This window comes from uncultured Aquimarina sp. (genome assembly GCF_947492405.1).
Lineage (GTDB): Bacteria > Bacteroidota > Bacteroidia > Flavobacteriales > Flavobacteriaceae > Aquimarina.
Window position 1 is genome coordinate 456303 of sequence record NZ_CANLMP010000001.1, and the last position, 26048, is coordinate 482350.

Below are 26048 nucleotides of genomic sequence, written 5' to 3' on the forward strand. Positions count from 1 at the left end.
AATGGAAATAAACTTCAATAAAAATAATGACGGATTGGTTCCTGCAATAATCCAAGATGCAATTACTAAAAATGTATTAATGCTTGGGTATATGAATGAGGAAGCATATCAAAAAACTCTGGAATCTAAGAAAGTAACCTTTTATAGTAGAACCAAAAACCGACTTTGGACTAAGGGGGAGGAAAGTGGAAATTTTCTAAATTTAGTAGATTTAAAAAATGACTGTGATAAGGATACCTTACTAATTACTGTAAATCCCGTTGGACCAACCTGTCATAAAGGATCGGATACTTGTTGGAATGAAACCAACGAGCAGTCTTTTGGTTTTTTGACGGATTTAGAAAACACGATACAGGATAGAAAGGAAAATCAAGACAATGAAAAGTCTTATGTAGCATCTCTATTTAGAAAAGGGATTAACAAAGTTGCACAAAAAGTAGGAGAAGAAGCTGTAGAGGTTGTGATAGAAGCAAAAGATGATAACGAAAAACTATTCTTAGATGAAAGTGCAGATTTACTCTTTCATTATCTAATTTTATTACAAGCTAAAGGGTATAAGCTAGATGATATTGTAAAGGTTTTAAAAAATAGACATTAATATACAATACTTTGCTTTCTAATAAATTAAATTGTATTTTTGCACCCCTTTTTAGCGAGTAAGAGAATATAAAAAGGATTAAAATAGTTTAATTTAACGCTTCTGTGCACGTTTTCGTATTGATTCTCAAACAAGTACAGAATACAAATTTTATCTTCAATGTCTGAAGAAACAAAAAACACAGACGTTCAGGAAGTAGAGGCTCCAAAAGCAGCTCCAGCTGTATCTCCTCAACAAGAAAACCCTGAACAATTTTTAAAAGATTTTAACTGGCACAACTACGAGGAAGGTATTGACCCAATCGAAGATTCAAAACTTGAAGAGTTTGAAAAGCTAGTTGCAGAAAATTTTGTTGACACCTTAAATGATGAAGTAGTTGATGGAACAGTAATCAATATTACTGATCGTGATGCTATTATTGACATTAATGCTAAGAGTGAAGGTGTTATTTCATTAAATGAATTTCGTTACAACCCAGACCTTAAAGTAGGTGATAAGGTTGAGGTATTAATTGATGTACGTGAAGACGCTACAGGTCAATTAATTTTATCTCACCGTAAAGCACGTGTAATCAAGGCTTGGGATAGAGTAAATAATGCTCACGATACTGGCGAAATCGTAAACGGTTTTGTTAAGTGTAGAACTAAAGGTGGTATGATTGTAGACGTTTTCGGTATCGAAGCGTTCTTACCAGGTTCTCAGATCGATGTGAAGCCTATTCGTGATTATGATGCTTATGTTGGTAAAACAATGGAATTTAAAGTGGTTAAGATTAATCATGAATTCAAAAACGTTGTAGTATCTCATAAAGCACTTATCGAAGCTGATATCGAAGAGCAGAAGAAAGAGATTATCGGTCAATTAGAAAAAGGTCAAGTATTAGAAGGTACTGTTAAGAATGTTACTTCTTACGGTGTATTCGTTGATCTTGGAGGAGTTGATGGACTTATTCACATTACAGACCTTTCTTGGTCCAGAATCAACCATCCAAATGAGATCGTTGAGCTTGATCAGAAATTAAACGTAGTAATCTTAGACTTTGATGAGGCTAAGACTCGTATCCAATTAGGTCTTAAGCAGTTAAAACCACATCCGTGGGAAGCTCTTAACAATGAACTTAAAGTTGGAGACAAAGTAAAAGGTAAAGTAGTCGTTATTGCTGATTACGGTGCATTTATCGAAGTTGAAGAAGGAGTAGAAGGATTGATCCACGTTTCAGAAATGTCTTGGTCAACACATTTACGTTCTGCACAAGATTTCGTTAAAGTTGGAGATGAAGTAGAGGCTGTTATTCTTACTTTAGATAGAGAAGAGCGTAAAATGTCTCTTGGTGTTAAGCAATTAACTCCAGACCCTTGGACTGATATTACAACTAAATATCCTGTAGGTTCTAAACACACAGGTATCGTTCGTAACTTCACTAACTTTGGAGTATTTGTAGAGTTAGAAGAAGGTATCGACGGATTAATTTATATCTCTGATCTTTCTTGGACTAAGAAAATCAAGCACCCATCAGACTTTACTAATGTTGGTGATAAACTTGATGTTGTAGTTCTTGAATTAGATGTAGAAGGACGTAAATTAAGTCTTGGACACAAACAAACTGAGGATAACCCTTGGGATAAGTATGAAAAAGAGTTTGCTGTTGGAACTAAGCACACGAACACCATTACTGAGATTGTAGACAAAGGTGCTACTATCGATTTTAATGAAGATATCGTTGCTTTCGTACCGTCTCGTCATCTAGAAAAAGAAGATGGTAAGAAGCTTACTAAAGGTGATGAAGCAGAATTCCAAATCATTGAGTTCAATAAAGAATTCAAAAGAGTTGTAGCTTCTCATACTGCTTTATTCAAAGAAGAAGAAGCTAAGATCGTTAAGCAAGCGGCTAAGAAAGCTGCTGCAAGTAACTCGGAGAAAACAACTCTTGGTGATATCGATGCATTAGCAGATCTTAAAGCTAAAATGGAAAAAGGAGGTAACTAAATCTCTTAATTTCAATATATAATGAAAGACCGTTCGAAAGGACGGTCTTTTTTTGTTTATATATTTCTCATAATATTCGATATAATGAAAAGTAGAATTGTTAAAACTTATGGAGATCCACTGATGTAATAACTCTAAATTTTATTACTTTTGTATACCAAATATCCATTTGGAGATTATGAGTCAAAAATTACTACTTAGTGCAAAAGAAATAGATATCATTCTGCACCGTTTGGCTTGTCAATTAATAGAGAACCATACTCATTTTGAGAATACAGTTCTTATAGGTGTACAACCTAGAGGTATTTTCTTAGCAGATAGAATAAAAAATATTTTAGTAAAGGATTATAATCTTTCTGATGTTAAAATGGGGTATCTTGATATCACATTTTATCGAGATGATTTTAGAAGAGGAGAAAAGCCTTTGGAAGCTAACAAAACGCATATCGATTTTACTGTAGAAGATAAACGTGTAGTTTTTATTGATGATGTTTTGTATACCGGAAGAAGTATTCGGTCTGCATTGACAGCAATACAATCTTTTGGAAGACCCACAGAAATAGAGTTACTTACGTTAATTGATAGACGTTTTAGCAGACATTTGCCAATACAACCTAATTATCGCGGAAGACAAGTGGATGCAATTAATCAGGAAAAGGTAAAAGTCCATTGGTTAGAAAATAGCGGAGAAGACGCTGTATATTTAATAAGTAATTAAAGTTGAATAATTTCTGAAATGCTATCAAAAACATTTTGGGAGTATAATAAGAATATAAACGAATGAGCGAATTAAGTGTAAATCACTTACTAGGAATTAAATATCTTAAAAAAGAAGATATAAATCTCATTTTTGAAACTGCTGATCATTTTAAGGAAGTGATCAATAGACCAATAAAAAAAGTTCCTTCGCTTAGAGATATAACGATTGCTAATCTGTTTTTTGAAAATAGTACAAGAACGCGATTGTCATTTGAACTTGCTGAAAAAAGATTATCAGCTGATGTTATTAATTTTTCTGCGGCGTCGTCTTCAGTTAAAAAAGGAGAAACCCTCATTGATACGGTTAATAATATCCTTTCTATGAAAGTGGATATGGTGGTAATGAGGCATCCAAATCCTGGAGCAGGTGTTTTTCTTTCTAAGCACGTAAATGCGAGTATTGTAAACGCAGGTGATGGAGCTCACGAGCATCCGACTCAAGCTTTGTTAGACTCGTACTCTATAAGAGAAAAATTAGGCGAAGTACAGGGAAAAAAAGTAGTTATTGTTGGAGATATTTTACACTCTAGAGTGGCATTATCAAATATTTTCGCACTTAAATTGCAAGGAGCAGAGGTAAAAGTATGTGGTCCGAAAACCTTAATACCAAAGTATATAGAAAAACTAGGTGTTACTGTAGAAACCAATCTTACGAAAGCTATACAATGGTGTGATGTTGCTAATATGTTACGAGTTCAAAATGAACGTATGGAAATAAGTTATTTTCCATCTACTCGAGAGTATACCCAGCAATTTGGAGTAAATAAAAGGTTATTAGATAGCCTTGATAAAGAAATTGTAATAATGCATCCGGGACCAATCAATCGTGGCGTAGAAATCACGAGTGATGTTGCTGATTCTAAACAAGCCATAATATTAGATCAGGTGCAGAACGGAGTAGCAGTGAGGATGGCAGTTATTTATCTTTTAGCTTCAAAAATAAAACAATAGACTTATGATATTTAATAAAGAAGGTGCAACAACTATAATTACACAAGAAAAAGCTACCATAGTAGATTTTGTAAAAGGAATTGAGGATAAATATGAATCCCTTAAAAATGATAATATTGTGGCTAATCTTTTTTCGTTAAAAGAGTTATCTGTAAGCGATATTAATGAATTTCTGAGAGTTTCTAAAAAACATAAGACTAATAAACGCTCCTTTGTTATTGTGACTGATAAGGTGTCATATGATGAAACTCCTAAAGAGATAACGATTGTCCCAACTTTGATAGAGGCTTTAGACTTGATCGAAATGGAAGAAATAGAAAGAGATTTAGATTTTTAATTTTTTTTTCTTTTGTTCTGTAATTTTTAATTTTTTTTACGTCCTAATACTTATGAATAAATACGCCCCATTTATTCTTGTGTTTATGTTTGTGTTTTCTAGTACTGCGTATGCACAAGATTGGAAATATGATTTTGATGAAGCAAAAACTTTAGCAAAAGAAAAAGATCAAAATATTGTTTTACTTTTTACAGGATCTGATTGGTGTCCTCCTTGTATAAAATTAGAAAGGAAGATATTCTCTGATCCCGAATTCAATAAATTTGCGGATCAAAATTTCGTTTGGGTTAAAGCAGATTTTCCTAAGCGTAAAAAGAATAAGTTACCAGAGATTCAGCAACAGAAGAATATGGAACTAGCGGAACGATATAATAAAAAAATGGTGTTTCCCGTTATTTTGGTAATTGATAAAGAGGGTAAAGTTCTAGGTGCAACCGGATATAGAAAAATGTCGGCAAAACGTTATATAGAATTACTTACTACTTTTGATTCTTTTGGAAGCTGAAATTGATTAATATATAAGATTAGAGTATCTTCACGCTGTTTTAAATTAAGAAGTAAAGACAATTGAAAGTAACAATTTTAGGCTGCTATTCAGCGACTCCCAGAACGTTTACAAACCCAACTTCTCAGGTATTAGAAATAAACAATCATATTTTTCTTATTGATTGCGGAGAAGGTACTCAGGTAGAACTTAGAAGGAATAAGGTAAAGTTCTCTAGGATCAATCATATTTTTATTTCTCACCTTCATGGAGATCATTTTTTTGGTTTGGTAGGCTTAGTTTCTACATTTAGAATGCTAAATAGAGAAAACCCACTTCATATATATGGGCCAAAAGGTGTTAAGGAAGCGATCACGTTACAATTAAAATTGTCTAATTCTTGGACGGACTATCCTTTGCACTTTCACGAACTCACCAATCCTGATTCTGAGGTAGTTTTTGAGGATGACAAAGTAGTTGTAAGAACAATTCCACTTCAACATCGTATATATTGTAATGGATTTTTATTTCAAGAGAAATCAGGAGATCGAAAACTGCTAATGAGCAAAGTACTTAATTATGATATTGATAAGGCTTATTACAGATCGATTAAAAAGGGTAAGGATGCTGTGTTAAACGATGGAAGCGTGATATCTAATACAGAATTGACGGATGATCCCGCACCTGTAAAAAGTTATGCTTTTTGCAGTGATACCAGATATGATGAGGATAAAGTCTCTTTAATTAAAGAAGTTACAGCCTTGTATCATGAATCTACATTTTTAGAAAGTCATAAACACTTATGTTATAGAACAGGGCATAGTACTGCTATAGAAGCTGCGACTATTGCAAAGAAGGCAAATGTAAAAAACTTAATTTTAGGACATTATTCTACCAGATATGATAATATTGAACAGTTTAAAGATGAGGCATTAACAGTTTTTGACCATGTAGAAATCGGAGATGATGGTAAAGTTTTTGAATTCTGATAGAAGAAACGTTGTACTTTGGACTAACTAAATAAAAACAAATTAGATAATCATGAATAGAGATCTTACGAGTTATAGAAAGTCTTATGATAAAAAAGCATTGGAAGAAAGTGAATTACCAGAATCACCTTTTCTATTGTTTTCTAATTGGTTTAAAGAGGTTGAAGAAGCCGGTGGAGTAGAAGAAGCTAATGCAATGACACTAACCACCTTTGGTTTAGATGGTTTTCCTAAAGCAAGAATCGTTTTATTAAAACATTTCGATAATAATGGTTTTGTGTTTTATACCAATTATCAATCCGAAAAAGGAAAAGCTATTGTTAATAATAATAAAGTTTGTATTTCTTTTTTCTGGCCTAATTTAGAACGACAAGTTATAATTAAAGGGCAGGTTGATAAGATATCTGAAGAAAGAAGTAATGACTATTTTCAATCTCGCCCGCGAGGAAGTCAATTAGGTGCTTGGGCATCTAATCAGAGTAATATCGTTGATTCAAGAGAAATTTTGGAAGCGAAACTTAAATCATTGGAAAAGGAGTACCAAAATAAGGAAATACCAAAACCTGATTTCTGGGGAGGTTTCTGTATCAAACCTATCGAATTTGAATTTTGGCAAGGCAGACCTAATAGATTACACGATAGAATTAGATATATTGCTGAAAAAAATACTTGGAAAATAGAAAGATTATCGCCTTAAATAAAAAAGATTATTCCATGATAACAAAATTAGACCTTCTGTTTTTTCTATATTCATCTTCTTCGCAGTCCTGACCATCAAGGCAATTATTCACAGGTCTTGTTTCTCCAAAACCACGATAAGAAAGTATTCTATTCTCAGAGATATCTTGATTAACTAAATATTTAAATATAGACTCTGCTCTTTTTTGTGATAACACTAAATTATAGTCAGTGTCGCCACGACTATCAGAATGCGTTTCTATTTTGATAATCATATCAGGATATTCCTCTTTCATTAATGACACTACTTTGTCAAGCTCTACGATCGCTCTTTCAGTAATATCCCATTTATCAAATTCAAAATAAATTTCGTTTAATTTAATTAAATCATTTAGAGTCTTGTTTAATTCTGTATCAGATTCAGAGGTTAATTCAGATTTTGGATCTCTCTCAGTTTTAACAACATCATTATTATTTATCCCTGTACTTTCTGTATTCTCTGATTTGTTTGAGGTGTTTAACTCAACAAGATTTTTATCCAGTTCTTTTGTTCTGTCTACAAAATTAGTGTTGGCATTAGGGCAATTTAAGCCACTCATATCTACAGCTAATTTAAGCTGGTAATAATCAGGCAGGTTACATTTGTTCATATAATTATAACCTTTAGAATGTTTCTTGGTATCATTAAATGAACCATTAAACTCAGCTATTACCGGCTGATCTACAATAGTAACTTCTCCCGTCTCATTTATTAGGTCACAACTAGTGTTTACTTTAATCGAATATCTAATCTCAAAAGGTTCACTATCAATTTTTACCAGTTTGTTTGGTACCGAAAAACTTAACATCCTAGATGGTTTATCGTATGATACTTTAATCTTTTTAGAAGGAAGAACGACAGATTCTGTAGTAAATATTACATTTTCTGGAAGTATATCTTTAATTACAGTATTCTTTGCATCATCATTACCATCATTATTAATGGTTAGACTGTAGATTATATCCTGATCAGGTGCCACAATATCATTTGGGAAAACAAAACTATTGTCGGTGTAACGAGATCTTTTAATAATTTGAATAGCAGGTTCATATATTTCTACACTAAAAGCTACTGCCATAACCGAGTACCCATCGTTATCAGTAAGTAATCGAAAGCTTGATTTTGTCTGATTGTTACCTATTATACTATTTCTTGGATTTTTGATATCAAATAAATCCGCATCATAACCTAAGGTGTTTTGACTAGCAGGAACTCTGGATGTAATATTCTTTCCGTTTTCGGTTATATTAGCATTAAAGAAATTATTCATAGGGTTGGTATTGTCTGTAATACCTTTGTACTTATTCGTCTCATTAGACATTACCTGAAAACGATCTCCTCGTATTCCTTTGTCGCCTTCGTAAGAAATCACCCCGATTTTTCCGTGTACAGCACCTTCAGGAATCGTTTGAAAATTATCGAAAGAAAACTCTACAGGTTTAGCCTTAGAATCAATATTAACAAAACCATCGTACACATAAAAACGCTTTCTAGGTTTAGAATTATCTTCGTAAATAACAACCATTGTCCAGCCACCTGCTAAACCATTTCCAAGAGTAGCATCATCATTAACCTCTGATGTTGTAGCCGGAATATTTGCTACAGTATAAGTTCCAGTTGGATTATCAAGATTTATAACTTGATCCGTTATATCTTTATAACAAGAGTATTGTTTAAATAAAGATTTAGGATCATTATAATAATCATGGATTACAGTAGCATCGGTAATTGGAGTGTAAGCTTCGTTACCAGGATATTTAATTTTTATTGAAGTAATATCATTTTTTCTATTTTCGTCTGCATAAGAAGCAGTCCAGTACAAACCTACATGCTTAATAGAAGCACAACCCGAAGTGATATCTAAATCAGCACTACTAGAGTTAAAAGTGGATGGGTCATTATCAATGTCTATAAAGCCCATTTTAAATTGATTGTTTAATCCCCCGTTATTATAACTTTTATTAGGATTAAAAACATCAGTCCCGTCATCATTACTTACTTTTCCTAAAATAGTATTAGAAACGAACTTAAAATCTCCTTTAATAGTAAATTCAGTTCTTTTCTCAAGAGGTACTTCAACCTGACCATATATATTAAATGAAAAATATAGTATAGCAATGACAAGGCTGAAATTTACCTTTTTAAAATCTATTATTTGTCTACAAATTTTCTCCACTTTTCCTTATTTAATCCCTATAGTTAACTTAAATTTTGTTCTTAAATTGTATCTAATTAGTTAGGGTACTTGTCTTCATATTAAGGGGAAACCGTAGGTAAATTTAAATTTTAACATCTGATTATGTAAGTAAAAACTGTTCTTTTCGATATAAAATATAGTTTTATCGATTAAATGCATCGAATTATTCAACTCATTTTCATTGAATTAGCATTTTTTTTCACAATAATTTATGATATTATATGTATGTCATTAGTTTAATCTGAAATATTTTTTGATTAGACATTTTTTATTATTAAAGAACTTTTTTATGATATTATACTTAGAATTGTAAATGCTTATTCTTAAACTTGCGTAGATATAATCTGTATTGGTTAAAATAATCTTGCGGTATGAAAACTTTATATATTATTAGACACGCTAAATCTTCTTGGGAGTTTGATTTAGAAGATCATGAAAGGCCTCTTAATAAAAGAGGATTAAGAGATGCGGATTTAGTTGGAAAAAGACTGAAAACCCTTGTTAATACTATAGATAAGGCGTTAAGTAGTGATGCAGAAAGAGCTAAAACTACTGCGAAAATTATTTTAGATAATTTCGATATTGATGAAAATGTATTTAGTTTAGAGTCAAAGCTTTATGACTTTAGTGGTCATCAGGTGATAGAAGTGATTAAAAGTTGTGATAAAAATGTTAATACTTTAATGATTTTTGGACATAATCATGCATTCACATCTATCGCAAATCTTTATGGTAGTAAGGTAATAGATAACTTGCCCACAGCGGGAGTTGTAGGTATTCAGTTTAATGTAGATAATTGGAATGATATAGAAGTAGGAAAAACCGTACTAACTCTATTTCCAAAGGAATTAAGGTAAAGTTAAATGGTAGAAAATCAAGTTAATAAGTATATAAATAGGGAGTTAAGCTGGCTGCAATTTAATGCCAGAGTATTACAAGAAGCATCTGATGATAGTGTGCCATTGTTAGAGAGATTACGGTTTATAGGTATATTTTCTAATAATTTAGATGAATTTTTTAAGGTACGATATGCAGCAATTAAAAGAATAGATCTTGCTGGGCGTGATGGTAAAAACGTTCTTAAAGGTAAGACAGCAAGTGAATTGTTGGAACAGATTACTAAAATTGTAATCAAGCAACAAGCAGAAAGTTTAAAAACAATTAATACAATTGGAGAAAAACTAAAAGAACACAACATTTTTATCATTGATGAAAATCAAGTAACTTCTGAGCAAGATAGTTTTATACGTAGATATTTTGTCGATAAAGTGAGTCCTGCCTTAGTAACTTATATATTAAATGATCTTGATAAGTTCCCTCACCTTAAAGACAGTGTTGCATATCTCGCTGTGAAATTAGTACTAAAAGATCGTGTTCCTAAAGAAGGAGCAATATCCAAGATTTTACACCAAAAAACTAAGGAAAAAATTTATGCTTTAATCGAAATACCTAAAAATACAGATCGTTTTGTAGTATTACCAGAAAAAGATGGTAAGAAGTACATTATTATATTAGATGATCTGATTAGGTACTGTATGCAAATTAACTTTAGTATTTTTGATTATATCAGCGCTTCTGCACATATGATTAAAATTACTAGAGATGCGCAGCTGGATTTTGATAACGATTTTAGTAAAAGTTTTATACAAAAAATTTCGAGCAGTGTAAAATCAAGAAGAGATGGAGAACCTGTACGATTTGTATATGATAAAAATATAGATAAGGATACTCTTAATTTTTTAATGGAAAAAATGGGAGTAGATAATGCGGATAGTATTATTCCAGGAGGTAGATACCACAATCGCAGGGATTATATGAATTTTCCGGATTTGGGTAAAAAGGAATTGGTATATCAGCCTTTATTGCCTTTAACCATTCCAGGTTTAAGTTTACAAGGTAGTTTGTTAGATAAGATTGCTAAAAAAGATTATTTACAGTACACGCCCTATCACACTTTTTCTTATACCGTGAAGTTTTTGAGAGAGTCTGCAATTGATCCAAAAGTAAAAACGATTAAAATTACTATCTATCGATTAGCAAGTATCTCACATATTGCAAGTTCTTTAATTAATGCAGCAAAGAATGGAAAGAATGTGACTGTACAGATTGAACTTCAAGCACGATTTGACGAAGAAGCAAATATTGGTTATGCAGAACAAATGCAACGAGAAGGTGTAAATCTTATCTTTGGAGTTTCTGGCCTAAAAGTGCATTGTAAAGCATGTGTAATTGAGAGAGAAGAAAAAGGGAAGTTAAAACGGTATGGGTTTATAAGTACTGGGAATTTTAATGAATCTACAGCAAAAATATATACAGATTATACTTTGTTTACAACCAATGAAGCTATTTTAAAGGAAACGAATAAGGTGTTTAAGTTTTTCGAGATTAATTATAAGGTGAGTAGATATAAACACCTTTTAGTTTCTCCACATTATACCAGAAGTTCTCTGGTAAAGTTAATAGATGCCGAAATACAAAATAGTAAAGAAGGCAAACCGTCCGGTATCAAACTAAAGCTAAACAGTCTTAGCGATTATGCAATGATCGATAAATTATATGAAGCTAGTAGAGCAGGAGTAAAGATTGATTTGATTATTAGAGGAATATGCTGTTTGATTCCGGGAATTCCTGGAATGAGTGAAAATATTAGAGCCATAAGTGTAATTGATAAGTTTTTAGAACACCCAAGACTGTTAATTTTTAAGAATGGAGGAAATCCTAAAGTATATATATCATCTGCAGATTGGATGAGAAGAAATCTGGATAGACGAGTAGAAATAACATGTCCTATTTATGATACAGATATTAAAGAAGAGCTAATGGATACTTTCGAAATTTGTTGGAGTGATAATGTGAAGGCCAGAAAACTTTCAGAGAATCAGGATAATGGGTATATTCGAAACGATAATACGAAAGTAAGATCCCAGATTGCCACATATGATTATTATTTAAGAAAACTAGGAAATTAAATATTTTGTTGACTATAGAAAAATATGGAGCCATTGATATAGGTTCTAATGCAGTTAGATTATTAATTAGCAGTGTCCATGAAGAAAATGGTAAAACTACTCGGTTTAAAAAAACCAGTTTAGTTCGTGTACCAATTCGATTAGGTGCGGATGTTTTTTTAACCAATAGAATTTCCGAAGAGAATATTACCAGAATGATCGATGCTATGCAGGCGTACCATCTTTTGATGAAAACGCATAAAGTAATTCGATATAAAGCCTGTGCAACATCTGCAATGCGAGAAGCAGAAAATGGTAGAGAAGTGGTTGATCTGATTAAAGAAAAAACAGGAATAAAGATTGATATTATTGATGGTACAGATGAGGCAGCAATTATCGCGATGACCGACCTTCATGATTTAATTAATTCTGATGCGACCTATTTATATGTAGATGTTGGTGGTGGTAGTACTGAGTTTACTTTATATCATAATGGTAAAACGATAACTTCTAGATCATTTAAATTAGGGACAGTAAGACTGCTAAATAATGTAGTTTCTAAAAGTACATGGGAAGAAGTACAAGAATGGATTGAAAATATAACTAAAGGATATTCTAGGTTATCTTTGATCGGATCCGGAGGAAATATAAATAATATTTTTAAAAACAGTGGGAAAAGTAATGGAAAACCACTTTCATTTTTATATCTAAGTTCTTATTATGATTTATTGAATTCGCTTTCATATGAAGAAAGAATATGGGAGTTAAACCTGAATCAAGATAGAGCAGATGTGATTTTACCAGCTACTAGAATATATTTGTCCGCTATGAAATGGAGTGGTGCTCAAGAAATTTTTGTTCCTAAAATAGGACTATCCGATGGAATTATAAAATCACTATATAGCGAAAAAATAAATAGAATTTAAGAGAAAATTCCCTTAATCGTTTGAAAAGATTAAAAAAACTCATTTTTTTGTTTTAACTTGGACTTCTTAACCGAATGTATAATAAATACGTATGCTATGAATAAAACTTTACTTTTTGTTTTTGCTTTACTAATTGGAACTATTACTATGAATGCGCAAGAATCCAGATATGGAGTTAGAATAGGAGCCAATTTAAGTTCGATAAGTTCTGATGATATAACTGGAGATTTAGATAAAAGTAGGATAGGAGTTGTTGTAGGTTTTTTAGCAGACTTTGCTTTAACCGAAAAACTAAGACTACAACCAGAATTTCAGTATTCTGGACAAGGAAATAAAGATAGAGATCTACGTGTTAATTATCTTCAAGTACCAATTTTATTGAAATATAATATTACAGATCTTTTTAATGTTCAATTAGGGCCACAAGCAGGAATTAAGATATGGGAATGGGAAGATAATCAAGCTAATGTTGTGGACTTTGGTACCTTTGATTTTGCAGCTGTTGCAGGAATAGGAGTTAATATTACTGACAATTTCTTTGTTGATTTACGATATGCTTTTGGGTTATCTAATGTTTTTGATGAAGATGGTTCTGCTATCGAATTAGACGGTAATAGTAGAAATATTCAGTTATCTGTTGGGTATAGATTATAATCAAACGACAATATAAAAATAATAAAAATGCTCACTATATAGTGAGCATTTTTATTATCCGTGGATAGATTCTTTTTTGCTTAATGATTTCATAATTTCAGCTTCATAAATCAGGAGATCCTGCCATTTTTTATCCACTTCTTCGCGATCGCCATATTTCCGGGCAAAGCCAAGAAACATAGTATAATGATTGGCTTCACTTACCATTAAGTCTTTATAAAATTTTGCAAGCTCTTTATCTTCTAATTCTTCAGAAAGTAGTTTGAATCGTTCGCAACTTCTAGCTTCAATTAATGCTGCATATAATAATCGATGCACTAATTGAGTAGTTCTGCTACCACCTTTAGGGAAAAACGTAACTAATTGAATTACATAATCATCCTTACGATCCCTGCCCAATGTCCATCCTCTTGCAATAATTTTATCGTGTACCATTTTAAAATGGCTAATTTCTTCTTTTACTAGTTTTGTCATCTCCTGAACTAACTCAGTATACTCAGGAAAACTAACGATTAAAGATATAGCTGTTGATGTAGCTTTTTGCTCACAATAGGCATGATCCGTTAGGATTTCTTCAATATTTTTTTCTACAATATTTACCCATCTTGGATCCGTTGGAAGTTTTAGGCCTAACATTTTCAGTTATTTATGATTTATTAGATGCAAAATTAGTGCTTTGTAATATCCTAAACTAATTAGGTTAGTAAAAAAGATCACTCATGAATAGGTAAAATTATATATCCAAATCAAAATCAGAACGTAGCTTATCTATAAGAGGATTTTTCTCGCGTAGTTTTTCGTATTTATCCTGCGGTGTAAAGGCATATTTTTTTGAAGCTTCTTCATTTACTGTTATGTCAAGTGCAACACTGTAATTGTTCAATTTTTTATATAAAAACTGAAATAAGCCAGGAAGTGCACTTTCCATATCAACTTTCATAGATTGATTAGGTAATTCTAAATGAATTTTACCATCTGTAAGCGTCGGAATATTCATTGCGAACATAGATCCGATAATCCGTTCTCCTTTTTTGTCCTGCATTTTACCATATTCTTCCCAACCAGCCTGCATTTCAGCTTCTGTAAACGTATCACTTGGAAGATTTTTTGGGTCAACAATCGTATCTACTTTTTTCTCTTCGTGTTCCTTTTTCTTTCGAATACTGTTAAGTGATAAACCAGAAGTTCGACCCTGTCTGTTACGTATTGCAGGTTTGCTTTCTGTAGCAGTAGGGGGTATAGTAACTGTTTGTTGAGAATTGCTAAGTTGTGATGGAGATTCTTCTTTTTTGTGGTCAACTACTGGATTAGATGGAACAGATTTTTCAGGGTTTTCTGCAGAAGTTACATCTTCAGGAATGTTTTGAGTTGCTTTTTCTTTAAGCTCTGTAGAAATCTTTACCGGCTGTATTCCTTTCTCTTTAAAATAGCTAGGCGGAATTATGTAGGGCTGGTCATTTTTTTTTTCTCCGTCTTTAGTAAGAACAGAGGCAAGTTGCATTAGGCATAATTCGACCAGTAGTCGTTGGTTACGACTGGTTTTGTATTTTAGATCACAATCATTAGCCAGTTCAATACCTTTAATCAGAAAAGGGTGTGGAGATTTCTGTGATTGTTCTAGATATTTTGCTTTTGTTTGTTCTCCAACTTCAAGAAGGTTAATAGTTGCCTGATTTTTGCAAACTAATAAATCTCTAAAATGTGATGCTAATCCAGCAATGAAGTGATGACCATCAAATCCTTGCGCTAGAATTTCATTAAATTCCAATAATAGCTGAGGAATGTTATTTTGAAGTATTAAATCAGTAGTTTTAAAATACGTTTCGTAATCTAAAACATTAAGATTTTCGGTAACAGCTTGTCTGGTGAGGTTTTTTCCACTAAAACTTACAACTCTATCAAAAATAGATAAAGCATCACGCATGGCGCCATCTGCTTTTTGAGCGATGATTTGTAAAGCATCTTCATCCGCAGTGATCCCTTCTTGTTCAGCCACTTGCATCAGATGATTCTTAGCATCTGTAACAGTGATTCTTTTAAAATCAAATATCTGACAACGAGATAATATCGTTGGAATGATTTTATGTTTCTCAGTAGTTGCAAGAATAAAAATAGCATGCTTAGGCGGTTCTTCTAATGTTTTAAGAAACGCATTAAAAGCTGCTTGAGAAAGCATATGAACCTCATCTATAATATATACTTTGTAGGTGCCAACTTGAGGAGGAATACGAACCTGATCAATTAGATTTCGAATATCATCTACAGAGTTATTAGAAGCTGCATCTAGTTCAAATATATTAAAAGCGAAATCTTCGTCCGGATTTTCATGGCCTTCCTGATTGATAGTTTTGGCCAAAATCCTTGCACAAGATGTTTTTCCGACACCTCTAGGTCCTGTAAACAATAAAGCTTGAGCGAGATGGTTATTTTCTATAGCATTAAGCAACGTATTGGTAATAGCCTGTTGCCCCACGACATCTTTAAATGTTTGGGGTCTGTATTTACGTGCAGATACTATAAAATGTTCCATCGATACAAAGTTAAAAATTGATTGGAAATAAAGAATTGTTGCTTTTGGTTTTTATCCCGAGTTATTAACAGATAAAAATATTCTTGAATTCTGAATTCAGGTATATGAATTATTTTATTTTTGCAGCAAGCAGATCACCTTATCGCTGTTCGCTTTATGCGGAGAGAGGAAAGTCCGGACACCGCAGTGCAGCATAGCGGGTAACACCCGTCCATTGTAAAATGAGGACAAGTGCAGCAGAAAGTATGTACAGGTTAAGCTGTAGTGAAACCAGGTAAACTCTATGCGGTGCAACGCCATGTAAACCAACGCTTAAGAGTTGCACGCTCAATGTTGGAGGGTAGGCGGTTTGATGTTGATAGTAATATCAATACTAGATAAATGATAAGGAGTCCGCCATATGCGGATTACAGAATCCGGCTTATGATCTGCTTTTTTATTTGAATTTTCTTCTAACACAAAAAATCCAATATGCTTAAAATTTCGAAAGGAAAAAAAAACGCAAAATTAAAAATAGGGAAATTCGAATTTGTTGGCTCATATTCTAAAAACTTTTTGATGTATCCAGATGAAGATATTATACTTTTTTCTAATGAATCTGAGCATAAGGAGATAAGGGTTGAGATGTTTAAAATTATACAAGAATTAAAGTTGAGTGAAATTCCAAAAGGGGTTCAATTTCATTTAATTCCAATAATGCTTAATGAGCCTATGCCCTTTCCTTTAATGGAAATACCCTTTCCTTTTGATAGTCTTACTATTGGAGATGACAATAAGGGGAATTACTTTGTAAGATTTGATACGTGTCAAGATGAAATACACCACGAAGATTGGAAAAGTAAATGGGGAATAAAGTTTTATTTTCAAGCACTTAAAGAGTATAAAAATCTGGATAGCGAAATATTAATATTTGAGCCTTCAAAAAATATGTTTGGCGAGATATATATCCAGATAAATTTATCTAAAGAATATTCAGTTAAAAAAGCTTTTAGCTATGCGAATAAAAAATTGATAGAATTACTAAATAAAATAGAACTAAAATTAAGTGGTTTAGATAAGTTTTTAGAGGTTGTAAATATATGGCATAAAAACAAAGAAAATAGAAATGAAAAGTTTTGGCAAGCTACTTTATCTAAATACTCTTGGATTTTAAGCCAGAGTTTTAATTCTCCATTAATATTATTTGAAAAAGAAGCTTTCTTAGGAGGGAAAAGCCTTTCTAACATAAAAGGAAGAATAGTTGATTTTGTATTAAAAAATAAGCTGTCTCAAAATATAGCTTTAATTGAAATAAAAACCCCTAAGACCAAAATAATTGGTAAGAAGTATAGAAATGTACATACTATATCTGCAGAATTGACTGGTTCTATATCTCAATTACTCGATTATAAAGAACAATTATCTAAAGATTTTTACTCCATTTACGCTAATACTGATAGTGACTTTGTTGTATTCAATCCAAAACTATTATTAGTCGTAGGTTCATTGAAATTACTAACCAAAGATGAAAGAAAAACATTCGAATTGTTCAGATCTGACTTAAAATCAGTAGAAATAATAACATTTGATGAACTATTTGAAAAGATTTTTATGACAATTGAATTATTAAATACAACAAATAACCAGTCACGAAAAAAGATATTTTAAGTTTTAATAAAAGCTTTTGTATTATTGTAAAATATTTAGCTCATTATCGTTTCAAAAGTAATGCTAACCAACGACCTGTTAATATAACAAGGGGTAAATTCAAATTATTTTTTTACAAATCCTTTAACAACCAGCAATACTAATTTTCTTGTACATTGTGCGATGAAAAGAAAATTGTATTTATGAACATTGCGATTGTTTGTTATCCTACCTTTGGAGGTAGTGGAGTAGTGGCTACAGAATTAGGGATTGCACTAGCTAAGTTAAACCATCAAGTGCATTTTGTAACGTATAAACAGCCCGTAAGACTTGGACTGCTAAATCCTAATATTCATTTTCACGAAGTTACGGTGCCAGAGTATCCACTATTTCAGTATCAGCCGTATGAACTAGCTTTATCTAGTAAATTGGTAAATACTATAAAAAAATATGACATAGAGCTATTGCACGTGCATTATGCAATACCGCACGCATATGCAGGTTATATGGCTAAAAAAATGTTAGAAGAAGAAGGGATACATATTCCAATGGTAACTACCTTACATGGTACAGATATTACTTTAGTTGGGAATCATCCGTTTTATAAACCTGCAGTTACTTTTAGTATAAATAATAGTGATATTGTTACTTCTGTTTCACAAAGTCTAAAGGATGATACGTTACGACTTTTTGATATTAAGAAAAATATAGAAGTAGTTCCCAATTTTATTGATGCCAGTCTTCGCAAAACTGATTTTACAGATTGTCAGAGAGAGTTAATGGCAACTCCAGAAGAAAGAATAGTTACTCATATTAGTAATTTTAGACCTGTAAAAAGAATAATGGATATTATAGATATTTTTTATAATATTCAGAAAGATATTCCTGCTAAATTATTGATGGTAGGTGATGGGCCAGAACGCGAACCTGCAGAAAAAAAGTGCAAAGAGCTAGGAATTAAGAATAAAGTCATCTTTTTGGGTAATAGTAATGAGATAGATAAAATATTATGTTTCTCAGATTTATTTCTTCTTCCGTCAGAACGTGAGAGTTTTGGGCTGGCTGCGCTAGAAGCTATGGTTAATAAAGTGCCTGTGATATCTAGTAATGCAGGTGGAATTCCAGAGGTAAATGTAGAAGGGGTTTCAGGCTTTTTAAGTGATGTTGGTAATGTAAAAGAAATGTCTGAAAACGCTATTCAGATTCTTAAGGATGATAATACCTTAAATACCTTTAAATCAGGAGCGTTTAACCAAGCGCTTAGGTTTGATATAGATAGTATTGTTCCTATGTATGTTGAGTTGTATGAAAATGCACTTGAGACAGTATAGTAATAAAGCACTATCAATATATAAGATAGTGCTTTACAACTAAACATAAATCAAATCAATTGATCTATAGGGGTAACTAAAAGGTGTATCTCGCTGCGATACCTATATTTACTCCAAAATTATCAACGTCATTAAACCCTGATGTATTTTCTATATTATGAATATCATAAGTAGGGCGAATGCTAAAAGCTACTTGTAACGGGAAATCAAAACGATAATCCACTCCAAAGTCAGCTCCTACAGAGGGAAAGAATTCACTGTCTCTATCATTTGATATTCCAAAACCAAAAAGGCTTGTTTTAAAATCGATGTATCCAGCACCAATTCCAGGACCTGCAAACCAATTTAAGTTATCCCAAATATTATAACTCCAGTGAAAATAACCACCAGCACGATAGGTATTGATAAATGAATTAGTTCTCCAACTTAAATTAACATCAATTCGGTTATGCTCTCCAAACATTTGTCGTTGATATGTAATTTCTGGACCAAATCCTTCGTCACCAACAACACCTTCTGATATTCTGATACCAATAGCACTTTTAGGAATATCCTGAGCTTTTAAGTTAATACTTGTTACGATTAAGAGTACTCCAAAAAATAATTTCTTCATGATTATAAGGTTTTTTTAATTTACCTTTAGTATCATTTAGAATTGATAGGTTAACACATATATGTTGATTTTTTTGAAAAAAGAAAATCCTTAACAATCTTGTTAAGGATTCACTGTACCTAATATGTAATATTATTAAAACTTATACCTTGCACTAAGACCAAAATTAAATATAATATCGTCATCAGTATAGTCATCAAAATAGATTTCTGGTCTAAAATCTAACGAAATCATTAACGGAAAATCAAAATTATATTCGATACCTACATCTCCAGTAACAAAACCAAAAGTTTCCAAATTATCTCTATTATCAATATCATCATCAAAATCTATCAGACCACCACCGATTCCTGGACCAACATACCAATTAAGACCTCCATCTATATTAAATACCCATTGATACATTCCGGTAAGCTTTACTGCATTAAATCGATTTCTTCCTTGTACTCCAAGATCTAATTCGATTCTGGTGTCAGAACTTAATCCAGCTTGATAAGTAGCTTCTGCCCAGAAACCGTCACTCTCACTTAGTCGTAAACCAATCGCGTGTTCGGAAATATCCTGTCCCTGAATAGTAAAGATAGAAGCTAGCAATAATGTGGTAATAATAAAAATATGCTTCGTCATTGTACTTTTGTTTTTATTGTTATCCCAGTATAACGCTAGATCCTAAATTTTAATGTAATAGTGTTGCTTAAGATTTTGTTAATTTAGTTAACATTTTCCTAAGTCAAATAAGATTTTATTTACACTTCCTGAAGCTTCATATCTGTGCTTTCGAAAATTTTATCTGCGGAGTTTGCAATAAATCCGGTAAAAAGTTTTCCGTTTTCCTGCTCGTATCGATAAGCAAACTCATAATAACAAGAAGTAATTTCTTTAACACCTTCAATAAATGTTACTTCAATTTTATCTGCAAGGATACTAGATTGTTCTAATAATTGTGAAGGATTACCTTTGATTTCTCCTCCTGATGAATTCATCAAGAAACCGCTTTTCTTTAGAAACTCGTTTAAATTACTTAAATTTTTGAATCCTTTTAGTTTATTAACATCCACTGTAAAATGATTAGAACAAAATCCATTAACGTACATCCAAGCGGCATATTCTGATTCTTTTTGTAGTCCTTTGTAGATTTCGTAAGAAGGTGTTTCCCAAACTCTACCTTTTAAAATAAGGTCATCTTCCTGGAAGATGTTGTTATCACAATTATCTAGTATTTCTCTTATTGTTGTTTGTAATTCATCAGAGAAATGATGAGTTAATAGTTGACTTATAAAGATTTTTGGTGCATTTGGGTTATCCATATGCTCGTAGTGTTTTGCATATAATTTCTTAGCTTCAAAATGATATTCACCCATTTCTTTATATCCCATTGTTATAAATGGCTTAGCAATAACTTCGATATCGGTTCTAGGGTCATCAAATGTTCTAATAGCAATATGATCATTAAAAACCGTTTCGCCTTCTGCTTCTAACAGAGATTTTATCTTATATGCAGATGGGGTTTTACTTGCATATTGTTTCCATAGCGCTGATAAAAAAAGTGTAGAGTTCATTTATTATTTGTTTTATTTTGACACAAAAATACTAATTTTGACTACTTTTGTTTTTAAATATAAATGATTTATCTATTTATTATTTTATTTTATGTCAATTTGATTTTGCTTAAAAATAGGTTTTATTATTTGAGTATAGATCTTTCAAAATTTCACTAATTATGAATCATTTTGATTATATAGACCAACAAATATTATTACAAATTCGTAAAGACGCTAGAAAACCTTTTTCTCAGATAGCAGAAGAGTTAAAGATTTCTAATTCATTAGTCCATCAAAGAATCAGAAAATTAAAAGAGAATGGTGTTATAAATAAAGCAGAATTTGTAATCGATGAGAAACAGATAGGATATAAGACCAAATCTTATGTAGGTATAAGGTTAAAAGAAGCTAGATATGCAAAATCTGTGGTTAATGATTTGGCAAAAATACCTGAGATATTAGAATGTAATTACGTTTCGGGTAATTATGCACTTTTTATCCTGATATTTGCATACGATAACCACCATTTACGTAATATATTATATGAACAGATCCATCAAATTGAAGGTGTAGGGGGAACTGATAGTTTTATCTGTTTTGATACTAATTTTAAAAGACAAATTACCTTAGATTCGCTGGCAAAAGGAAAAAAATTATGATTAAAGAAACTGACTTGGTAGTTTTAAAAGATCAGTTAGATGGAGAACTAAAATTTGATTCACTTACTAAATCATTATATGCTACTGATGCATCCGTGTATCGAAGAGTTCCTGCTGCTGCTGCTTTTCCAAAGAATATATCAGATATAAAGAAAATAATTGGTTTTGCAAACAACAATAATTGCGGTTTAATTCCAAGAACGGCAGGAACATCCTTAGCAGGTCAATGTGTGGGAGAAGGTATTGTGGTCGATGTTTCTAAATATTTTACTAAGATAATTGCTGTTGATGAAATAAAGAAAACAGTAACTGTGCAACCAGGAGTTATTAGAGATGATCTTAATCGTTTTTTAAAGCCATATGGTTTGTTTTTTGGACCTAATACATCTACTTCTAATCGATGTATGATTGGTGGTATGGTTGGTAATAATAGTAGTGGTACTACATCCATACAATATGGTGTTACTAGAGATAAAGTAATAGAATTACAAACGATTTTGTCTGATGGTAGTGAAGCTGTTTTTTCTAATATTTCTAAAGAAGATTTTGAATATAAAACGAATCAAAATACTTTAGAAGGAAAAATATACAAAACCATTTACCAAGAACTTTCACCTAAAAATATACAGCAAAGAATAATTGAAAATTTTCCAAAACCAGACATACATAGACGTAATACTGGATATGCCATAGATGAACTCATAAGCTCTGCTGTTTTTTCTGATGAGAAGGAAAGCTTTAATATGTGTAAGTTATTATCCGGTAGTGAAGGAACATTAGCTTTTACCACTCAGATTACTTTACAATTAGATGAATTACCTCCACAAGAATCAATAATGATTGCTTCGCATTTTCGTTCTATTGAAGATTGTCTTAATGCTGTAGCGCCTGTAATGCAACATAAATTGTTTACCTGTGAGATGATGGATAAAACGATTTTGGATTGTACTAAGAATAATATAGAACAGCTTAAAAATCGTTTCTTTATAAAAGAAGATCCACAAGCAATTTTAATGCTCGAACTAAGAGCAAATACTATAGAAAGTCTTGAAAAGCAAAAATTAGCACTTTTATCTACTTTAGAAAAATCACAATTATCATATGCAAATCCTATTTTATTAGGAGGAGAAATACATCAAGCTTTAGAACTTCGGAAAGCAGGATTAGGATTATTAGGTAATATTGTTGGTGATAAGAAAGCAGTAGCGTGTATAGAGGATACAGCAGTTGCATTGCCTGATTTGGCAGATTATATCTCAGAATTTTCTGATCTTATGAAGAAACACGATCAGCAAGCGGTGTATTATGCACATGCAGGTGCCGGAGAGCTTCATCTAAGACCTATTTTGGATCTTAAAAAGAGAGAAGATGTAATTCTTTTTAAGAAAATAACAGATGATGTAGCCGCTTTAGTAAAGAAGTATAAAGGATCCATGAGTGGAGAACACGGAGACGGAATCGTACGTGCAGGATATATTCCTTTTATGATTGGAGAAGAGAATTATGAATTACTTAAGCGAATTAAAAATGTTTTTGATCCTAAAAGTATTTTCAATCCTGGTAAAATTGTCGATGCTTATGCTATGGATGAGCAATTGCGATACGAGATTGATCGTGAAGAACCCGAAATAAAAACATTATTTGATTTTACAGATTCGCAGGGAATACTAAGAGCTGCAGAAAAATGTAATGGTAGTGGAGATTGTAGAAAATCTGTAGCAGCTGGTGGAACGATGTGCCCGAGCTATAGAGCTACCAAAAACGAAAAAGATACAACCAGAGGTAGAGCAAATGCATTACGAGAAGTATTAACTAATAATACAAGTAAAAATAAATTTAACCAAAAGGAGTTAAAAGAAGTTTTTGACTTATGCCTAAGTTGTAAAGGGTGTTCTAGCGAATGTCCATCTAATGTAGATGTAGCAACGCTAAAAGCAGAATTTGAATATCAATACCAATTAGAGAATGGAGTTTCATTAAGAACTAAACTATTTGCTAATAGTAATAAACTAAATAATTTAGGAAGAATAGCGCCCAGATTAACAAATTTCGTTTTTAAAAATACAATTACATCTGGAATTTTAAAATCGACATTAGGTATTGCTAAAAAGAGAGATTTACCACTGTTAACTAAACAGTCCTTAAGAAATTGGTGTAGCAAGAATTTAATGTCAATTCAACCAAAAAGTCCAATTAAAACTATTTACTTTTTTATTGATGAGTTTACAGATCATTTAGATACTGATATAGGTATTGACACTATTGAACTATTAACATCTTTAGGTTATGAAGTAAAAATCATTGACCATAAAGAAAGCGGAAGAACTTTTATTTCAAAAGGATTATTGAAACAAGCTAAAGCTTTGGCAAATTATAATGTACAGGTTTTTAAGGATCTCATCTCTTCGGAAAAACCGCTAATTGGACTTGAGCCATCTGCGATATTAACATTTAGAGATGAATATCTAAGATTAACAGATGATAAACAAGAAGCAAAAACACTTTCTAAAAATGTTTTTCTTATCGATGAATTCTTAAAATATGAAATTGAATTAGGTAATATTACCTCTGATCAATTTACTAAAGAAGAAAAGGTAATAAAACTGCATGGACATTGCCATCAGAAAGCATTATCCAATATTCAAACAACGTTTGTATATCTTAATCTTCCAGAAAATTTTAAAGTTACCATTATCCCATCCGGATGTTGTGGAATGGCAGGATCTTTTGGGTACGAGAAAGAACACTATGATATTAGTATGCAAGTAGGAGAGCAGACGTTATTTCCAGCTGTTAGAAAAGCCTCTGAGTCTACTGTTATTGCAGCGATAGGAACCAGTTGTAGACATCAGATAAAAGATGGGACACAACGCAGCGCATTGCATCCCATCAGTATATTAAGAAAAGCCTTTGTCAATTAGTTTTACCAAGATATTTGAGTAGTACAGTTAGAATCAGAGGGTCTTCTGGAGTATGTTACTTCTATGTTAGTAATACCTCTATTTGAAAGATCTTCTGTGTGTGTGAATTTTGAAAAACTTCCTGGATTTATTTCTTCTATAAAACCTTGTGTATTTATTACTAGAAATACAGATTGAATACTCCAACGTCTTGAACATCCTAATCCCACAAATGCTTGCCTACACTTATAACTTCTCATTGTAGCTACAAGTCTTGTGCTTGTTAGATTATTTCTTACGAAAACATTTCGATAATATCCTCCTGTACATACCTCATAGCATTCTCCTGGATCTCCAATTGGAATAATACCTCCATCTGATGGATCTATAGGTAATTCTTCCAATCCAGAACAAACAATATTACATTCTCTTGGCACCCAAACCTGTCTGTATTGTGGAGTGAATGTATTTATTATTGAGGTATTCCCAGTCAATTCTCTTCGCTCGCCTGGAGGAGACCATATACAATTGTCTTTTAGTGTTACATCAAAAGTTTTATTGATATTTTCATTCAATAAATTGATAACAATTAAATCATCATCCTTATTCCCTGATTTTTTTAGAGAAGGATCATTTTTATAATTTAGATTAATTTTTAATTCTTTATTAGAATATTGCAGTTTTGAACCTGCAACGTAAACGATCCCATTTTTATCCAACAAAGTAGCTAAAATTTCGTCCTTGATTTTAAATTGATCAATAGTGTAACCATCAAAAGACATATAGTTTTCATATTTCTTTTTTAGAGAATTATATTCTTCATCAAAAGATTTTGCCAATGCTATATCTTTTGAATTGTCTTCTTGTAGAAAATCTTTATACTGGTTATAAATTCTTTTTTCTTCATCTAATGCGTTTGTGTATACAGAAAATAAAGAGTTGAAACCAATATCATTATTCCAGCTTATTATTTCTTCTTCTGAAAGATCTTTAATCCATAAAATGGTATTTTTAAAATCCTCGGTAGTTGCAAAGTTTAGAACGCCATCTTCGGATACATAGATTTTGGATGTAATTTCTTCAATATTGATTTCTTGGTTAATATTTTCTAGTTCATCATTAACTTCCAACTCCTGTTGACAAGAATAGATTAGTAAAAAACTAAAAATGGATAATGTAATTTTTAAGATGTTTTTCATTGTATGAATGATTTTGGTATAAATGATTTATTAAAGCAGATCATTAGTTCACTACTTTCATCAAATAGTTATATATAGGAACATTTCTTACCCATGATTTTT

General features: G+C 31.8%; 23 protein-coding genes and 1 other RNA gene. 17 read left to right on the forward strand and 7 right to left on the reverse strand.

All coding sequences use genetic code 11. The annotated features are described in order from the left end of the window. Position 1 precedes the first annotated feature (1 nt). The 8 genes from hisIE to pdxH all read left to right on the forward strand — a co-directional run bounded on the left by hisIE (position 2) and on the right by pdxH (position 6801). Positions 2-598 (forward strand): bifunctional phosphoribosyl-AMP cyclohydrolase/phosphoribosyl-ATP diphosphatase HisIE, encoded by a 597-nt coding sequence (hisIE, locus tag Q0829_RS02005; RefSeq protein ID WP_298539311.1) that lies wholly within the window; start codon positions 2-4, stop codon positions 596-598. Positions 599-757: 159 nt separating this feature from the next. Further along, positions 758-2584 carry a 30S ribosomal protein S1 gene (gene rpsA, locus Q0829_RS02010; RefSeq protein WP_298539313.1) on the forward strand — a complete coding sequence of 609 codons (1827 nt, stop codon included), beginning with the start codon at positions 758-760 and terminating at the stop codon, positions 2582-2584. A gap of 178 nt (positions 2585-2762) precedes the next feature. Then, a complete protein-coding gene (gene pyrR / locus Q0829_RS02015; protein WP_298539314.1) occupies positions 2763-3302 on the forward strand; it encodes a bifunctional pyr operon transcriptional regulator/uracil phosphoribosyltransferase PyrR in 540 nt (179 codons plus the stop codon). 62 nt (positions 3303-3364) lie between these two features. Beyond that, positions 3365-4294 carry an aspartate carbamoyltransferase catalytic subunit gene (locus Q0829_RS02020; protein WP_298539316.1) on the forward strand — a complete coding sequence of 310 codons (930 nt, stop codon included), beginning with the start codon at positions 3365-3367 and terminating at the stop codon, positions 4292-4294. A 4-nt stretch (positions 4295-4298) separates the two neighbouring features. Beyond that, positions 4299-4631: a ribonuclease Z gene (locus tag Q0829_RS02025; RefSeq protein WP_298539318.1), complete on the forward strand. Its 333-nt coding sequence runs from the start codon at positions 4299-4301 to the stop codon at positions 4629-4631. Positions 4632-4683: 52 nt separating this feature from the next. Next, positions 4684-5136, forward strand: coding sequence for a thioredoxin family protein (locus Q0829_RS02030; protein WP_298539320.1), 453 nt, complete (start codon positions 4684-4686; stop codon positions 5134-5136). A 62-nt stretch (positions 5137-5198) separates the two neighbouring features. After that, positions 5199-6104 (forward strand): ribonuclease Z, encoded by a 906-nt coding sequence (locus Q0829_RS02035; protein WP_298539324.1) that lies wholly within the window; start codon positions 5199-5201, stop codon positions 6102-6104. 52 nt (positions 6105-6156) lie between these two features. Next, complete coding sequence (pdxH, locus tag Q0829_RS02040) at positions 6157-6801, forward strand: pyridoxamine 5'-phosphate oxidase (protein ID WP_298539327.1); 645 nt, start codon at positions 6157-6159, stop codon at positions 6799-6801. Positions 6802-6811: 10 nt separating this feature from the next. On the opposite strand, the gene Q0829_RS02045 is transcribed toward pdxH, so the two are convergent. After that, entirely contained in the window at positions 6812-8998 is a 2187-nt protein-coding gene (locus Q0829_RS02045; RefSeq protein WP_298539330.1) for an OmpA family protein, read from the reverse strand. Between the two features lie 392 nt (positions 8999-9390). On the opposite strand from Q0829_RS02045, the gene Q0829_RS02050 reads away from it, so the two are divergent. The 4 genes from Q0829_RS02050 to Q0829_RS02065 all read left to right on the forward strand — a co-directional run bounded on the left by Q0829_RS02050 (position 9391) and on the right by Q0829_RS02065 (position 13547). After that, positions 9391-9876, forward strand: coding sequence for a histidine phosphatase family protein (locus tag Q0829_RS02050; protein ID WP_298539332.1), 486 nt, complete (start codon positions 9391-9393; stop codon positions 9874-9876). A gap of 6 nt (positions 9877-9882) precedes the next feature. Next, positions 9883-11988, forward strand: coding sequence for a polyphosphate kinase 1 (gene ppk1, locus Q0829_RS02055; protein WP_298539334.1), 2106 nt, complete (start codon positions 9883-9885; stop codon positions 11986-11988). 5 nt (positions 11989-11993) lie between these two features. After that, positions 11994-12893, forward strand: a complete 900-nt coding sequence (locus Q0829_RS02060; RefSeq protein WP_298539336.1) for an exopolyphosphatase — start codon at positions 11994-11996, stop codon at positions 12891-12893. A gap of 96 nt (positions 12894-12989) precedes the next feature. Further along, positions 12990-13547, forward strand: a complete 558-nt coding sequence (locus Q0829_RS02065; protein WP_298539338.1) for a porin family protein — start codon at positions 12990-12992, stop codon at positions 13545-13547. Between the two features lie 54 nt (positions 13548-13601). Here the strand turns inward: Q0829_RS02065 and Q0829_RS02070 are convergent, their stop codons facing one another. Next, positions 13602-14183 (reverse strand): tRNA-(ms[2]io[6]A)-hydroxylase, encoded by a 582-nt coding sequence (locus tag Q0829_RS02070; RefSeq protein WP_298539340.1) that lies wholly within the window; start codon positions 14181-14183, stop codon positions 13602-13604. Positions 14184-14280: 97 nt separating this feature from the next. After that, positions 14281-16077, reverse strand: a complete 1797-nt coding sequence (locus tag Q0829_RS02075) for a DNA polymerase III subunit gamma/tau (RefSeq protein WP_298539343.1) — start codon at positions 16075-16077, stop codon at positions 14281-14283. Positions 16078-16203: 126 nt separating this feature from the next. Between Q0829_RS02075 and rnpB the strand changes: the two genes are divergently transcribed. The 3 genes from rnpB (at position 16204) to bshA (ending at position 19034) form a co-directional block, all read left to right on the forward strand. Then, positions 16204-16516: RNase P RNA component class A (rnpB, locus tag Q0829_RS02080), an RNA gene on the forward strand. Positions 16517-16548: 32 nt separating this feature from the next. Continuing rightward, a complete protein-coding gene (locus Q0829_RS02085; RefSeq protein ID WP_298539345.1) occupies positions 16549-17724 on the forward strand; it encodes a Shedu immune nuclease family protein in 1176 nt (391 codons plus the stop codon). A 182-nt stretch (positions 17725-17906) separates the two neighbouring features. Beyond that, the gene (gene bshA / locus Q0829_RS02090) at positions 17907-19034 is read left to right on the forward strand and encodes an N-acetyl-alpha-D-glucosaminyl L-malate synthase BshA (RefSeq protein WP_298539347.1); all 1128 of its coding nucleotides are present in this window, start codon (positions 17907-17909) and stop codon (positions 19032-19034) included. Between the two features lie 76 nt (positions 19035-19110). On the opposite strand, the gene Q0829_RS02095 is transcribed toward bshA, so the two are convergent. The 3 genes from Q0829_RS02095 to Q0829_RS02105 all read right to left on the reverse strand — a co-directional run bounded on the left by Q0829_RS02095 (position 19111) and on the right by Q0829_RS02105 (position 21206). Next, positions 19111-19647, reverse strand: coding sequence for a hypothetical protein (locus Q0829_RS02095; protein WP_298539349.1), 537 nt, complete (start codon positions 19645-19647; stop codon positions 19111-19113). A gap of 135 nt (positions 19648-19782) precedes the next feature. After that, the gene (locus tag Q0829_RS02100; RefSeq protein WP_298539351.1) at positions 19783-20274 is read right to left on the reverse strand and encodes a hypothetical protein; all 492 of its coding nucleotides are present in this window, start codon (positions 20272-20274) and stop codon (positions 19783-19785) included. Positions 20275-20393: 119 nt separating this feature from the next. Continuing rightward, positions 20394-21206, reverse strand: coding sequence for a DUF1338 domain-containing protein (locus Q0829_RS02105; RefSeq protein ID WP_298539353.1), 813 nt, complete (start codon positions 21204-21206; stop codon positions 20394-20396). 161 nt (positions 21207-21367) lie between these two features. Here Q0829_RS02105 and Q0829_RS02110 point away from each other — a divergent pair, with 161 nt between their 5' ends. Both Q0829_RS02110 and Q0829_RS02115 read left to right on the forward strand, forming a co-directional pair. Continuing rightward, positions 21368-21847, forward strand: coding sequence for an Lrp/AsnC family transcriptional regulator (locus Q0829_RS02110; protein ID WP_298539355.1), 480 nt, complete (start codon positions 21368-21370; stop codon positions 21845-21847). After that, positions 21844-24768, forward strand: coding sequence for an FAD-binding and (Fe-S)-binding domain-containing protein (locus tag Q0829_RS02115; protein ID WP_298539357.1), 2925 nt, complete (start codon positions 21844-21846; stop codon positions 24766-24768). Before Q0829_RS02110 ends, Q0829_RS02115 begins: the two co-directional genes overlap by 4 nt. 2 nt (positions 24769-24770) lie before the next feature. Here the strand turns inward: Q0829_RS02115 and Q0829_RS02120 are convergent, their stop codons facing one another. Then, positions 24771-25946: a DUF4848 domain-containing protein gene (locus Q0829_RS02120; protein WP_298539359.1), complete on the reverse strand. Its 1176-nt coding sequence runs from the start codon at positions 25944-25946 to the stop codon at positions 24771-24773. Positions 25947-26048 lie beyond the last annotated feature (102 nt).

Coding starts and splice junctions, on each gene's coding strand:
- Q0829_RS02105 (WP_298539353.1), bottom strand. CDS start 21,206: ATGAACTCTACACTTTTTTTATCAGCGCTATGGAAACAATATGCAAGT.
- Q0829_RS02025 (WP_298539318.1), top strand. CDS start 4,299: ATGATATTTAATAAAGAAGGTGCAACAACTATAATTACACAAGAAAAA.
- pdxH (WP_298539327.1), top strand. CDS start 6,157: ATGAATAGAGATCTTACGAGTTATAGAAAGTCTTATGATAAAAAAGCA.
- Q0829_RS02095 (WP_298539349.1), bottom strand. CDS start 19,647: ATGAAGAAATTATTTTTTGGAGTACTCTTAATCGTAACAAGTATTAAC.
- Q0829_RS02110 (WP_298539355.1), top strand. CDS start 21,368: ATGAATCATTTTGATTATATAGACCAACAAATATTATTACAAATTCGT.
- Q0829_RS02115 (WP_298539357.1), top strand. CDS start 21,844: ATGATTAAAGAAACTGACTTGGTAGTTTTAAAAGATCAGTTAGATGGA.
- Q0829_RS02020 (WP_298539316.1), top strand. CDS start 3,365: ATGAGCGAATTAAGTGTAAATCACTTACTAGGAATTAAATATCTTAAA.
- Q0829_RS02065 (WP_298539338.1), top strand. CDS start 12,990: ATGAATAAAACTTTACTTTTTGTTTTTGCTTTACTAATTGGAACTATT.
- Q0829_RS02120 (WP_298539359.1), bottom strand. CDS start 25,946: ATGAAAAACATCTTAAAAATTACATTATCCATTTTTAGTTTTTTACTA.
- Q0829_RS02030 (WP_298539320.1), top strand. CDS start 4,684: ATGAATAAATACGCCCCATTTATTCTTGTGTTTATGTTTGTGTTTTCT.
- ppk1 (WP_298539334.1), top strand. CDS start 9,883: ATGGTAGAAAATCAAGTTAATAAGTATATAAATAGGGAGTTAAGCTGG.
- Q0829_RS02085 (WP_298539345.1), top strand. CDS start 16,549: ATGCTTAAAATTTCGAAAGGAAAAAAAAACGCAAAATTAAAAATAGGG.
- pyrR (WP_298539314.1), top strand. CDS start 2,763: ATGAGTCAAAAATTACTACTTAGTGCAAAAGAAATAGATATCATTCTG.
- Q0829_RS02075 (WP_298539343.1), bottom strand. CDS start 16,077: ATGGAACATTTTATAGTATCTGCACGTAAATACAGACCCCAAACATTT.
- Q0829_RS02070 (WP_298539340.1), bottom strand. CDS start 14,183: ATGTTAGGCCTAAAACTTCCAACGGATCCAAGATGGGTAAATATTGTA.
- bshA (WP_298539347.1), top strand. CDS start 17,907: ATGAACATTGCGATTGTTTGTTATCCTACCTTTGGAGGTAGTGGAGTA.
- Q0829_RS02100 (WP_298539351.1), bottom strand. CDS start 20,274: ATGACGAAGCATATTTTTATTATTACCACATTATTGCTAGCTTCTATC.
- Q0829_RS02050 (WP_298539332.1), top strand. CDS start 9,391: ATGAAAACTTTATATATTATTAGACACGCTAAATCTTCTTGGGAGTTT.
- hisIE (WP_298539311.1), top strand. CDS start 2: ATGGAAATAAACTTCAATAAAAATAATGACGGATTGGTTCCTGCAATA.
- rpsA (WP_298539313.1), top strand. CDS start 758: ATGTCTGAAGAAACAAAAAACACAGACGTTCAGGAAGTAGAGGCTCCA.